10 protein-coding genes are annotated in these 12,825 nt (G+C 60.8%); 6 read left to right on the top strand and 4 right to left on the bottom strand.

The window, feature by feature from the left end; all coding sequences use genetic code 11:
* Positions 1–10 precede the first annotated feature (10 nt).
* Entirely contained in the window at positions 11–475 is a 465-nt protein-coding gene (locus BW934_RS11520) for a tRNA (cytidine(34)-2'-O)-methyltransferase (RefSeq protein WP_076348233.1), read from the top strand.
* Between the two features lie 82 nt (positions 476–557).
* Here BW934_RS11520 and lpdA read toward each other — a convergent pair whose 3' ends face one another.
* The 4 genes from lpdA to pdhA are packed head-to-tail and all read right to left on the bottom strand — an operon-like array spanning position 558 to position 5,362.
* Positions 558–1,970 (bottom strand): dihydrolipoyl dehydrogenase, encoded by a 1,413-nt coding sequence (gene lpdA, locus BW934_RS11525; RefSeq protein ID WP_076348235.1) that lies wholly within the window; start codon positions 1,968–1,970, stop codon positions 558–560.
* 3 nt (positions 1,971–1,973) lie between these two features.
* A complete protein-coding gene (locus BW934_RS11530; protein WP_076348237.1) occupies positions 1,974–3,284 on the bottom strand; it encodes a dihydrolipoamide acetyltransferase family protein in 1,311 nt (436 codons plus the stop codon).
* A 16-nt stretch (positions 3,285–3,300) separates the two neighbouring features.
* Positions 3,301–4,281, bottom strand: a complete 981-nt coding sequence (locus tag BW934_RS11535) for an alpha-ketoacid dehydrogenase subunit beta (protein WP_076348239.1) — start codon at positions 4,279–4,281, stop codon at positions 3,301–3,303.
* 1 nt (position 4,282) lies between these two features.
* The gene (pdhA, locus tag BW934_RS11540; protein ID WP_076348241.1) at positions 4,283–5,362 is read right to left on the bottom strand and encodes a pyruvate dehydrogenase (acetyl-transferring) E1 component subunit alpha; all 1,080 of its coding nucleotides are present in this window, start codon (positions 5,360–5,362) and stop codon (positions 4,283–4,285) included.
* Between the two features lie 213 nt (positions 5,363–5,575).
* Between pdhA and BW934_RS11545 the strand changes: the two genes are divergently transcribed.
* From BW934_RS11545 to BW934_RS11565, 5 genes are all read left to right on the top strand, one after another.
* A complete protein-coding gene (locus BW934_RS11545; RefSeq protein WP_076348243.1) occupies positions 5,576–6,286 on the top strand; it encodes an alpha/beta hydrolase in 711 nt (236 codons plus the stop codon).
* Positions 6,287–6,370: 84 nt separating this feature from the next.
* Positions 6,371–7,843 carry a carboxylesterase/lipase family protein gene (locus BW934_RS11550; RefSeq protein ID WP_076348245.1) on the top strand — a complete coding sequence of 491 codons (1,473 nt, stop codon included), beginning with the start codon at positions 6,371–6,373 and terminating at the stop codon, positions 7,841–7,843.
* 273 nt (positions 7,844–8,116) lie between these two features.
* Positions 8,117–10,015, top strand: a complete 1,899-nt coding sequence (locus tag BW934_RS11555) for a PrkA family serine protein kinase (RefSeq protein WP_076348247.1) — start codon at positions 8,117–8,119, stop codon at positions 10,013–10,015.
* A gap of 15 nt (positions 10,016–10,030) precedes the next feature.
* Positions 10,031–11,182 carry a sporulation protein YhbH gene (yhbH, locus tag BW934_RS11560; RefSeq protein ID WP_076348249.1) on the top strand — a complete coding sequence of 384 codons (1,152 nt, stop codon included), beginning with the start codon at positions 10,031–10,033 and terminating at the stop codon, positions 11,180–11,182.
* On the top strand, positions 11,179–12,624 hold the full coding sequence (locus BW934_RS11565) for a SpoVR family protein (protein ID WP_076348251.1): 1,446 nt from the start codon (positions 11,179–11,181) through the stop codon (positions 12,622–12,624). Before yhbH ends, BW934_RS11565 begins: the two co-directional genes overlap by 4 nt.
* Positions 12,625–12,825: the final 201 nt, after the last annotated feature.

The raw sequence follows: 12,825 nt of genomic DNA on the forward strand, positions 1-12,825 counted from the left end.
AGGTTTCGGCATGCACATCGTGCTGGTTGAGCCCGAGATCCCTGCGAACACGGGCAACGTGGCCCGCACTTGTGCGGTGACGGGGTGTACGCTTCACTTGGTGGGCAAGTTGGGGTTTTCGACGGACGATCGCCAGTTGAAGCGGGCCGGGCTGGATTACTGGCATCTGCTCGACATCCGCTATCACGACTCACTCGAAGCGCTCTGGGCCGCGCATCCGGACGGCGTGTTTCATTACGTGGAGACCCAGGGAGGGCGCTGGTACACGGAGGTCGCCTACGGGAAGGACGACTTTCTCGTATTTGGCAAGGAGACCAAGGGCCTGCCGAAGGACGTGATCGAAGCCCAGGCCCATCGCGTGGTTCGCATTCCGATGATCGATCACGCCGCCGCGCGCAGCCTCAACCTGTCCAACGCCGTGGCGGTGGTCGTCTTCGAGGCGCTGCGGCAGAACGGGTTCCCGGGGATGGTCTGAAAAGGGTGACGAAGGCCGTCTATCGCCCGGGAAATATGTCGAAAAACCGCCCGAGCACACAGCCCGGGCGGTTTTCGCAACATCAGCCCTTGATGATGTGAATGGGTTCGCCGAGGCCCACTTCGGCGGCCTCCATGACCATTTCTCCGAGGGTCGGGTGCGCGTGAATCGTCAGCGCGATGTCTTCGAGGGTCGCGCTCATCTCGATGGCGAGCCCAAGTTCCGCGATGATGTTCGACGCCTCCACGCCGACCACTTGCGCGCCCACCAGCACGCCATTTTCCTTGTTGGCGACGAGCTTAATGAAGCCGTCGGTGGCGTTCAGCGCCGTGGCGCGCCCGTTTGCCGCGTACGGGAAGCGGCCCACCGCGACCTGACCGTACTCCTTCTTCGCCTCTTCCTCGGTCAGGCCCACCGAGGCCATCTCCGGATCCGAGAACACGACCGACGGGATGCAGCGGTAGTCGACGATCGACGGCTTGCCGGCGATGACTTCGGCCGCCACCTTGCCCTCGTAAGAAGCCTTGTGCGCCAAAGCCGGGCCAGGGACGATGTCGCCAATGGCGAACACGTTTGGATTGGTGGTGCGGCACTGCTGGTCCACCTTGACGAGGCCCTTCTCCGTCAGCTCGATGCCCGCGTCCTGCAGGCCGATCTCGTCCGTGTTCGGGCGGCGGCCGACCGTCACGAGGACATAGTCCGCCTCGATGGTCTTCTCGTTTCCGTCCTTATCCTTGTACGTCAGCTTGACGCCGTCCGCGGTCTCCTCGACGCCTTGGGCCAGTGCGTTGGTCTCGATCTGCACGTTGTACTTCTTCAGGTTCTTCTCGACCAAGCGCACCATCTGCTTGTCGAACAGCGCCAGGATGCTGTCCAGGCCCTCGATGATGGTCACCTGGCTGCCGAACTTGGCAAAGGTTTGGCCGAGCTCGATGCCGATGTAGCCGCCGCCCACGACGACCAGGCGGTTCGGGACGTGATCGAGCGCGAGCGCGCCGGTGGAATCGATGACGCGCTTGCCGAGCGGCAGATTCTTCAGCTCAATCGGCCGCGATCCCGTTGCCAGGATGCAGTGCTGGAACTGAAGGCGCTGGCTTCCGTTTTCTTGCATCACGCGCACTTCGTTCGGCTTGGTGAAAAAGGCCTCGCCCTGAATGACGTTGACCTTGTTGCCCTTCAGGAGCTGCTGGACGCCGCTCGTCATCTTGTTGACGACCGTCTGTTTCCATTCCTGCACCTTGGCGAAGTCGAACTTCGCCGTGGTCTCGATGCCCGGGAAGGGAGACTCCTTAGCCGCCTCGTAGTGATGCGCGGCCGAGATCAGCGCCTTGGACGGGATGCAACCGCGGTTGAGGCAAACGCCGCCCAACTCGGCCTTGTCCACAATGGTCACCGACTTGCCGAGCTGCGCCGCGCGAATCGCTGCGACGTAACCCCCAGGCCCTGCGCCAATGACTAAGACTTCAACCTCTTCGACGATATCCCCGACTACCATCCGTCACACCTCCAGGAGCAACAAGCGCGGATTTTCAAGCAAGCGCTTGATGTCATTGATGAACTGCTGACCCAGCGCGCCGTCAATCACGCGGTGGTCGAAGCTGAGCGACAGGGACATCATCTGGCCCACGGCGAACTCACCATTCTTGATGACAGGCTTCTCCGTGATCCGGCCGACGCCCAAAATCGCAACTTCAGGGTAATTGATAATAGGGGTAAAGAACAAGCCGCCCGCCGATCCGATATTCGTGATGGAGATGGTGCTGCCCTTCATCTCGTCGGGCTTCAGCTTGCCCGCACGGCCCCTGGATGCGAGGTCGTTGATCTCTTGCGCAATGGTCCAGATGTTCTTGCGGTCCGCGTGCCGCACGACGGGCACGAGCAGTCCGCGCTCCGTGTCGGTCGCGATGCCGATGTGATAGTAGTGCTTGATGACGAGTTCCTGTTTCTCCTCGTCGTACGAGGCATTCAACTGCGGCTTGGTGCGCAGCGCCGCAATGAGGGCCTTGACGATAAACGGAAGGTACGTGATTTTGATGCCGCGCTCTTGGGCGATGGGTTTGACCTCGTTGCGCAGTTTGACGAGTTCCGTCACGTCCACCTCGTCCATGAGCGTGACGTGCGGCGCGGTGTACTTCGACTTCACCATGGCGCGGGCGATGGCCTGGCGGATCATGGGCATCGGCACGCGCTCCTCGTACTCCTCGCCCTGCACGGCAGGCGTGGTCGGCGCCGCTTGCCGCGATTCCTTTTCCTCAGCCGCCGGTTCGGGCGCCTGTGCGCCAGCCTTCGCGCGGTCGATGTCTTCCTTCGTCACTTTGCCATGTTGACCCGTGCCCTTGACCGTGCGGATGTCCACGCCTTGTTCACGCGCGTATTTGCGCACAGCGGGCGTCGCGAGGACCTCGTGGGCCGCGGATTCCTGAGCGTCGGCCTCGGCCTTCGGCTGGGCGGGTTCCTTTGCCTTTGGCGCCTCGTCCGCTTTCGCGTTTTCGTGCGCGTCCTGTTCCGCCTTTTGAGCGCTCTTGTCGGTCGGCTTTTCGTCCGCCTCGGCCTGCGCGGGCGCTTCGCCTTCCACTTCAAAAGTCAACAGCACGTCTCCGACCACGCAGGTCGTACCTTCTTGCACCTTGATCTCTTTGACCTTGCCGCTCACCGGCGACGGCAGCTCGACGAGCGACTTATCGTTTTCCACTTCGGCAATCGGATCGTCTTCCTGGACGGAATCGCCCGGTTTGACGAGCCACTTACTGATACGGCCTTCATGCAGGCCTTCGCCGAGCTCGGGCAGGCGAAATTCAAAGACCGCCATGGTGTCACCTCCAGAGTTATAGGCTCATGACTTTGTCCAAGGTCGCCAACACGTATTCCGGCGTGGGCAGCCACTCGTCCTCGATCATACCAAACGGGTAGACGGTATCGGGCGGCGTCGCGCGGAGCACCGGTGCCTCCAGGTAGTAAATCGCCTGTTCGTTGATTTGCGCGATAATCTCGGCCGCAGCACCGGCAGACCGCTGCGCTTCCTGCACCACGATGGCGCGATTGGTCTTTTTGATGGACGCGACGATGGTGTCCATGTCGATGGGGTTGACGGTGCGCAGGTCGATGACCTCGGCCTCCAAGCCCTTCTCCTTCGACCACTGTTCCGCCGCTTTTTGTGCCACGTGCACCATGGCGCCGTAGGCGATGACCGTGACGTCTTTCCCCTCGCGGACCACGTTGGCCACGCCGAGCGGAATCGTGTAGTCGTCTTCAGGCACTTCTTGCCGGAAGGAACGGTACAGCTTCATGTGTTCCAGGAAAATGACGGGATCCGGATCGCGGATGGCCGCTAGCAGAAGGCCTTTGGCGTCGTACGGCGTGCTCGGGATGACGACTTTGATGCCGGGCGTTTGGACAAAGAGCCCTTCGAGGGAGTCGGCGTGCATCTCCGGCGTGTGGACGCCGCCGCCAAACGGCGAGCGAATGGTCACGGGCGCCGTGTAACGGCCGCCTGTGCGGTACCTCGTCCGCGCCAGCTGGCCGGCGATTTGGTCAAACGCTTCAAAGACAAACCCGAAGAACTGAATCTCCGGTACGGGGCGAAACCCTTGAATCGCAAGGCCGTTGGCTAAGCCGATGATGCCACTTTCGGCGAGCGGGGTGTCGAACACGCGATTTGGACCGTATTTCTGCTGCAGCCCTTCGGTCGCTCGGAATACGCCCCCGTTTTTGCCCACGTCTTCGCCGAAGACGAGCACGCGCTCATCGCGGGCCAGCTCGAGATCGAGGGCGTGCGTGATCGCCTGAATCATCGTCATTTGCGCCATGTCAGTTCGCCTCCTCGCCGGCAAATTCCGCACGCTGGCGTTTGAGCGCCGGGGTGAGTTCTTCAAACATGCTGTCGATGAGGCCAGGGATGGTCATCTTTTCTGCCGCGTCCGCCTCTTTCAGGGCGTTGTTGACGATCTCCTTCGCCTCTTCGATGTAGGCCTGCTCCTCTTCTTCCGACCAGAGTCCCTTCTCTTCGAGGTACTTGCGGAACCGAATGAGGGGGTCTTTCTTCTCCCATTCCTCCTGCACGTCCTTGGTCCGATAGCGCGTCGGATCGTCGCCGGACATGGTGTGGGGGCCGTAGCGGAAGGTCACGGCTTCAATCATGGTCGGGCCCTCGCCGTTGCGCGCGCGCTCGAGCGCCTCCCGCATGACGTGGTAGACTGCCAGCACGTCCATGCCGTCCACCTGGATGCCGGGAATGCCTGCGGCAATCGCCTTTTGCGCCAAGGTCTGCGCGCGAGTCTGCAGTTCGCGGGGCACGGAGATGGCGTACTGGTTGTTTTGGACGAAGAACACGACGGGCAGGCTCATTGCCCCTGCGAAGTTCATGCCTTCGTAAAAGTCGCCCTGGCTCGTGCCGCCGTCGCCCGTGTAGGTGACCGCGACGCGCTTCTCACCGCGCAACTTGAACGCGAGGCCGACGCCTGCGGCCTGCACAATTTGCGCGCCGATGATGATCTGCGGCACCATGCAGTGGACGCCTTCGGGCACTTTGCCGCCAAGCTGATGCCCGCGGGAGTAAAGGAAGAGCTGCGGCAGCGGGTACCCGTGAAAGTACAGCTGCGGAATGTCTCGATAGCCCGGCAGCAAAAAGTCGTCTTTCTGCGTGGCGAATTCGCTGCCGATCATGGACGCCTCCTGCCCGGACACCGGCGCGTAAAAGCCCAACCGCCCCTGCCGGGATAGGCGAATGGCGCGCTGGTCCCAGATTCGCGTGAAGACCATGCGCTTCATCAGTTCGCGGAGGTCGTCGTCCGACAAATCCGGTACCAGGTCAGGGTTCACGACCTTCCCGTTCTCGTCCACGACTTGGACGTACGGGATTTCAAAGCGAGCAACCACCTGGCTCACCATGGTCACCTCATCTTCTTCGCGTTAGTAATACAGGTCGCTTCACATTATAATACACCCGGAAGCGAACTGCGAAAGCCACAGGAGCATTCGAGAGAAGTTCTGTTATAGAATAAGGGCTCATCCGTCATAGAACAGAACGATGTAGCGCTTTCAAATCTGGGCTTCGCCGTCGCAGGCCATCTGTCGCAGGCCATCTCATGGGAGGTGTACGGCATGTCGTCCATCAGGAAAGTGGAAACCCATACGGTCGCGAGCCGCGCGCTTGGAGAAGAGCGCGTCTTGAAAGTGTTTGTGCCGCCCGGCGCCGGAGACGAGCCGCTCCCGGTGGTGTACTGCCACGACGGGATCGAGTTTTTTACGCACGGCCGCATTGCCACGCAGGCGCACGAGGCGATCATCGCTGGGAAACTGGCCCCGTGCTACATCGTCGGGATCGCCGTGAACTTGGACCGCCGACGCGACGATTACGCATTTGACGGCGCGCGCCACCGCGAGTATCTGCAGTTCGTCGCAGACGAATGCATCCCGTTTCTCGACGCCCGGTATCCGATGGACGACAACCGGCGGTACATGGCCGGAATTTCGCTCGGTGCCGTGGCGACGATGAGCTTTGTGCTCGAGTACCCACAGTGGTTCCACCGGGTCATGCTGTTTTCCGGCGCCTTCTTCCCGTCTTACCAGCGCCGCGTGGAAGAGGCTGTGGATTTGTCGCGCCTGTACGCCTACATGTTCATCGGTGAAGAAGAGCGGCAGGCCAAGACGCCAAGCGGCGTGTTTGACTTCTGGAGCTACAACGAGGCTATGCGAGACATCCTGGTCGATCGCGGCGCCGAAGTTTCGTATCACACGGGGCCCGGCAACCACATCTGGGGGGTGTGGCAGCAACATTTGATCGAGGCGCTTTCGGAAATTGTCCAGCCTTGATGTGCACGTGGAGCGTTTGTTCCCTTGGCCGATGGCACGAAGTGCGCTAGGGTGGTGGTGACAACGGGGTAGGGGGCGATAGGGATGGATATCACCGTAGAGACTCGATACGGGAAAGTGCTCGGCCGCGAAGAAGACGGGGTGCGCATGTTTTTCGGCATCCCGTACGCCAAGGCCCCACAGGGCGAACGGCGATTTCTTCCGCCTCAGCCGGTGGAGCCGTGGACAGGGGTCATGGATGCGCGGGCGCTCGGCCCCATTTGTCCGCAGGTTTCCAATCCGCTGAACCCAGTCGACGGCTTCGAGCAGTCCGAGGACTGCCTGCGCCTCAACATCTATGCGCCGGCCGAAGGCTCAGACCACCCCGTGATGGTCTGGATCCACGGAGGGGCCTACGTGTTTGGCTCAGGTCAGTCGCCGTGGTACGACGGGCGCGCATTTGCGCGAGACGGCGTGGTCCTCGTGACCCTTAACTACCGCCTCGGACCGCTCGGCTTCTTGCACCTCCGACACCTCGCGGGCGATGCGTACGCAGGGTCCGGAAACGCGGGCATCCTCGATCAGGTGGCTGCGCTCGCGTTTGTCCGCGACGTGATCGAGTCGTTCGGCGGAAATCCGAATCGCGTCACGGTCGCCGGGGAGTCGGCCGGCGCGTGGAGCGTCGCCACGCTGTTGGTGATGGATGCGGCGCGCGGACTGTTCCAGCAGGCCATTTTGCAAAGCGGAATTCCCATCGCGTATCGCACGCCCGAGTCCGCTGAGTGGTTCACGGCACAGCTGCTCGACGCCCTGGGCGTTCGGCCGAGCGACTGGCAGCGTCTGCTCGACATTCCCGCTGACGATCTCGTCGCGGCCGCAAGCCGAATCCCCGCGCGAGACGGGTTGAATCTGCGCCCTGTGCTCGACGGCGTGACGCTGACCGAGCCGTTCTGGGATGCGCTGCGCCAGGGGCGCGCCGCGCACGTGCCCACGCTCGCCGGATCGAACCGAGAGGAGCTCATGCTGTGGGTCGCCCGTGATCCCGAGTGGGCCGCCTTGTCCGACGAAGCGCGCGTTTCGCACGTCGACAAGATGTGGGGGCCGCTTTCCGATCGCGCCCGGGATTACTACGTGGACGGGCGCACTGGAGATGACCTGGCTACGTGGCTCGTGCGGTTTGCGTCCATGCGTAGCTTCACGTATCCCACGATTCGCGCCGCCGAGATTCAGAGCGAATACGCGCCCGTGTATCTCTACCGGTTCGACTACCGCCCAAGCCGGCTCGGAGCCGCGCACGCCCTCGAAATTCCGTTTGTGTTCGGCACGTACGAGCATCCCTCCGCCAAGGCGCTGGTCGGCGAGAGACCTGCCCACGCCTTAGTGTCGCGCGCCATGCACCACGCCTGGGTGGCGTTTGTGCACCACGGCAGCCCACAGGCCGCGGACCTGCCTGAGTGGCCGGCCTACGACCCAAAGCGCCGCTCAACGATGATTTTCGACGATGCGCCGCGCGTGGAGGACGATCCCGACAGCGCCGAGCGCGAACTCTGGTCCGAGATGACGAATCACGTCTTGTGACGCGCGCCCGTGACGCTCGACGAGCGTGCGGATCGACATGCACCATCCTGGACGACAGGAGCAGCCGGTGGTTCTCCACCGGCTTTTTGTATGGGTTCGCATGCGCGCGTGGGGCGCGCGGGGCGCGCATGGATGATCATCGTGCGCGCGCGCCCAATTTGGACGGCGCGGGTATGTGGAAAAGCCGCTCGTTCATAGGATGAGAAAAAGCCTCCTGTCACTCACCGCTTCAGACGCGAAGGCGTGCATCCGTATCGCAAGGAGGATGGGATCATGAGTTTCCTGGAACGCCTGAGCTCGTATCGCGCGGAGGAGGAAGCACTACGTTGGCGGGGCACATTCACAGACTATCTGGAACTCGTGCGTCAAAATCCCAACATCGCGAGAACGGCTCACGCTCGCATTTACGATATGATTGTCGCCGCTGGCATCGAGACGGACGCGGATGGCAGGCCTCGTTACAAGTTCTTTGAGAAGGAGATCTTTGGCCTTTCGGACACCATCGAGCGGCTCGTGGAGGAGTACTTCCATGCCGCAGCTCGGCGGCTCGACGTCCGCAAGCGCATCCTGCTCCTGATGGGGCCGGTGTCGGGAGGCAAGTCGACCATCGTGACGTTGCTCAAGCGGGGGTTGGAGCAATACTCGCGCACGCCGGAAGGCGCGCTCTATGCCATTGCCGGGTGCCCCATGCACGAGGAGCCGCTACACCTCATTCCGAATGAGCTGCGGCCCGACTTTGAGGCGGAGTTCGGCGTGAAGATCGAAGGAAACCTCTGCCCAAGCTGCAGGCTCAGAGTTGATGAAGAGTTTGGCGGCCGGATCGAAGACGTGCCGGTGGAGCGCATCGTGCTCTCCGAAGAACGCCGCGTCGGGATCGGCACGTTCAGCCCGTCCGATCCCAAGTCGCAAGACATCGCTGACCTCACGGGCAGCGTCGACTTTTCCACCATCACCGAGTACGGCTCGGAGTCGGATCCGCGCGCGTATCGCTTCGATGGGGAACTGAATAAGGCGAACCGAGGCTTGATGGAGTTTCAGGAAATGCTGAAGTGCGATGAGAAATTCCTGTGGCACCTGTTGAGCCTCACGCAGGAGGGCAACTTCAAGGCCGGCCGGTTCGCCTTGATCAGCGCGGACGAGATGATCATCGCGCACACGAACGAGGCCGAGTATCGCTCGTTCATCGCCAACAAGAAGAACGAGGCCCTGCAGTCGCGCATGATCGTCATGCCCATCCCCTACAACCTGCGCGTCGACGATGAAGTCAAAATATACGAGAAACTGGTACAGCAGAGCGATCTCAAGAACGTGCACATCGCGCCCCACGCTCTGCGAACCGCGGCCATTTTTTCCATCCTGACGCGGCTCAAGGAGTCGAAAAAACAGGGCGTCGATCTCATGAAGAAGCTGTATCTGTACAACGGCCAGGCGGTCGAAGGCCTCAAGGACGCCGACGTGAAAGAGCTGAAAAACGAATATCCCGACGAGGGCATGAGCGGGCTGGATCCCCGCTACATCATCAACCGAATTTCGACCGCCCTCATTCGCCGCGACACCCAGTGCATCAACGCGCTTGACGTGCTCCGCGCCATCAAAGACGGGCTGGATCAGCACCCGTCGATCACGCCCGAAGATCGCGAGCGCCTGCTCAACTTCGTCGCCATGGCCCGGCGCGAGTACGACGAAATGGCGAAGACCGAGGTGCAAAAAGCCTTTGTCTACTCTTTCGAGGAGTCGGCGAAGACCCTGCTCGACAACTATCTCGACAACGTCGAAGCCTATTGCAACTGGCAGAAAATCAAGGATCCCCTCACCGGCGAGGAGATGGATCCCGACGAGAAGTTGATGCGCTCGATCGAGGAGCAGATTGGCATTTCGGAAAACGCCAAGCGAGCGTTCCGCGAGGAGATCCTCATTCGGATTTCCACCTACGCCCGCCGCGGCAAAAAGTTTGACTACCATTCGCACGAGCGCCTGCGCGAAGCCATTGAGAAGAAGTTGTTTGCGGATCTCAAAGACGTCGTCAAGATCACCACGTCGACCAAAACACCCGATGAGCAGCAGCTCAAAAAGATCAACGAAGTGACGCGCCGGCTCATCGACGAACACGGCTACTGCCCTGTGTGCGCCAATGAACTCCTTCGCTACACCGGAAGTCTGCTCAACCGCTGACAGGAGGGAGAGGCCGTGATCGACTTCACACTGCAACGCGAAGACTGGTCACTCCACCGAAAAGGGCACATCGATCAAGAGCGCCATCGCGAAAAGGTGCGCGAAGCGATTCGCGAACATCTGGCCGACCTCGTCAGCGATGAAAGCCTGATCATGTCGGATGGGAAACAGATCATCAAGATTCCCATTCGATCACTCGAAGAGTACCGCATTCGCTACAACTTCCAAAAAGGCAAGCACGTCGGAACGGGCTCTGGCGATACGGCCGTGGGCGATCTCGTCGCCCGCGGCAAGCCGGACCAAGCCGGCCAGCCTGGCCCCGGGCAGGGCGAGGGCGCCGGATCGGAGCCTGGCGTGGACTATGCCGAGGCGGAGGTGACGCTTGAGGACATTCAGCACGAGCTGTTCCGCGAGCTCGAGCTGCCCGATCTCGCAGACAAAGACGAGGCCGACATGGTCGTCGATACGGTCGAATTTCGCGACGTGCGCAAGAAGGGCATCACGGCCAACATCGATAAGAAACGCACGCTCCTCCAAGCGTTGCGCCACGCCAAAAAGGACGATCGCGTCGTGATCACGCCGGATGATTTGCGTTACAAGACGTGGGAGACCATCGTGAAGCCGGAGTCCAACGCGGTCATCCTCGCGATGATGGACTTGTCGGGATCGATGGGGCTGTTCGAGAAGTACTGTGCGCGCACCTTTTTCTTCTGGATGACTCGCTTTTTGCGGACAAAGTACGCGAATGTGCAGATTCGTTACATCGCCCACCACACAGAGGCGCACGAGGTCGACGAAGAATATTTCTTCACCAAGGGAGAGAGCGGCGGGACCATCTGTTCGTCCGCGTATCGCTACGCGCTCGATCTCGTCCGCCGCGACTATCCGCCGGAGCGCTACAACATCTATCCCATCCATTTTTCGGATGGCGACAATCTCACGTCGGACAACGACAAGTGCGTGCAGCTGGTCAAGGAACTGTGCGATGTATCGCGCATGTTTGGCTACGCCGAGGTGAATCAATACGCTCGATCCTCGACGCTGATGGGCGCCTACGGGAAACTGCAAATTCCCCGGTTTCGCACGTACGTCATCCGGGATAAATCGGAGATCTACGGTGCGCTTCGGCACTTCTTCTCACAGCAGCAAGGGGTGAAGAGCTCATGACGAATCAGGAACTGCAGGAGCTCGAGCGCGCCATTGAGCGGATGATGGAACTTGCTCGGTCGTTCGGGCTCGATTTTTACCCCATGCGCTTCGAAGTCTGTCCCGCGGACGTCCTTTATACGTTCGGAGCGTACGGCATGCCGACCCGTTTCAACCATTGGTCATTCGGAAAGACCTTTCACAAAATGAAGCTCGAATACGATCTCGGCCTGAGCCGTATTTACGAGCTCGTGATCAACTCGAACCCTTGTTACGCGTTCCTGCTGGATGGAAATACGCTCTTACAGAATAAGACTGTATGCGCACACGTGTTAGGCCACTGCGACTTTTTCAAAAACAATGCGGCGTTTCGGCATACATCGCGCGACATGGTCGAGCGCATGGCGGCCAGCGCCGAACGGATCTACCACTATGAACTCGAACACGGCAGGCGGCGGGTCGAGGAGTTGCTCGACGCAGGGCTCGCCATTTCCGAACACGTGGATCCCTCCGAGGAGGGAAGAAATGCGCGCCGCGCCGCAAAAGAGCGCATGTATCGCGAGCGCCTAGGTCAACGCGCGGAGCCGGCGCGCAAGCCGCGTGAACCAGGGCCGTATGACGATCTGTTTGCGCTTGACGGTCCACTGCCGTCCGCGGTGGAGGAGTCCCCGCCCGCACGCATTCTCAACAAGGACGTGATGCTGTTCATTATCGAGAACAGCCCGGTGCTTGAGGAGTGGGAGCGCGATATCCTCTCGATGTTGCGAGAGGAGATGTTGTATTTTTGGCCGCAACTCGAGACGAAGATCATGAACGAGGGATGGGCCACCTATTGGCACCTGCGCATTATGCGGGAGATGGACCTGTCGGATGACGAGGCCGTGGAATTTGCCAAGATGCACGCTGGTGTCGTGCTCCCTTCGCGCACCAGTGTGAATCCCTATCACGTCGGGCTTGCCATCTGGGAGGACATCGAGCGCCGCTGGAACGAGCCCACGAAGGAGGAGCAGGAGCGATACGGCAGGCGGCCGGGTGAGGGACGGGAAAAGATGTTTGAGGTGCGCGAAGTGGAGACGGACGTCTCCTTTCTGCGCAACTACCTGACGAAGGACTTGATTGACAAGCTCGATTTGTACGTGTACCAAAAGGTCGGGAACGATTGGCGAGTCGTGGAGAAGGACTGGGAGAAGGTCAGGGATGCGCTGGTCGCCTCGCGCATCAACGGTGGCATCCCGGTCTTGTACGTGGAGGACGGGGATTACCGGCAAAACGGCGAACTGTTCATCCGTCACGCGTACGAAGGGTTGGAACTTGATCTCCGCCATTTGGAAAAAACGCTTCCGTACATTCACCGTTTGTGGGGGCGCACCGTTCATCTACAGACGGTTGTCGAAGGGCGCGATGTCACGTTCACCTATGACGGCAAGAAGGTGCAGCGTTCGTTCGTGAAGGATGACAGGTGACAACCGGCAGCCCCGTCGCCCGAGCCCTTGTGGCTCGGACGCGGGGGGGCCGCAGTCGCCAGGAAAGCAAAGATGCGAGCGCCTCGCGATCAGTCGAGGCCGGGACGAGGGAACGTTGACCAAACCAACTTCAATGACCAAACCAACTTCAAGGGAACGTGACCATGACGAGATCGACCTCAAGACCGGACGGGTTTCATG

It is taken from the genome of Alicyclobacillus vulcanalis, from assembly GCF_900156755.1.
GTDB classification, from domain to species: Bacteria; Bacillota; Bacilli; order Alicyclobacillales; family Alicyclobacillaceae; genus Alicyclobacillus; species Alicyclobacillus vulcanalis.

Coding starts and splice junctions, on each gene's coding strand:
- BW934_RS11520 (WP_076348233.1), top strand. CDS start 11: ATGCACATCGTGCTGGTTGAGCCCGAGATCCCTGCGAACACGGGCAAC.
- lpdA (WP_076348235.1), bottom strand. CDS start 1,970: ATGGTAGTCGGGGATATCGTCGAAGAGGTTGAAGTCTTAGTCATTGGC.
- BW934_RS11530 (WP_076348237.1), bottom strand. CDS start 3,284: ATGGCGGTCTTTGAATTTCGCCTGCCCGAGCTCGGCGAAGGCCTGCAT.
- BW934_RS11535 (WP_076348239.1), bottom strand. CDS start 4,281: ATGGCGCAAATGACGATGATTCAGGCGATCACGCACGCCCTCGATCTC.
- pdhA (WP_076348241.1), bottom strand. CDS start 5,362: ATGGTGAGCCAGGTGGTTGCTCGCTTTGAAATCCCGTACGTCCAAGTC.
- BW934_RS11545 (WP_076348243.1), top strand. CDS start 5,576: ATGTCGTCCATCAGGAAAGTGGAAACCCATACGGTCGCGAGCCGCGCG.
- BW934_RS11550 (WP_076348245.1), top strand. CDS start 6,371: ATGGATATCACCGTAGAGACTCGATACGGGAAAGTGCTCGGCCGCGAA.
- BW934_RS11555 (WP_076348247.1), top strand. CDS start 8,117: ATGAGTTTCCTGGAACGCCTGAGCTCGTATCGCGCGGAGGAGGAAGCA.
- BW934_RS11565 (WP_076348251.1), top strand. CDS start 11,179: ATGACGAATCAGGAACTGCAGGAGCTCGAGCGCGCCATTGAGCGGATG.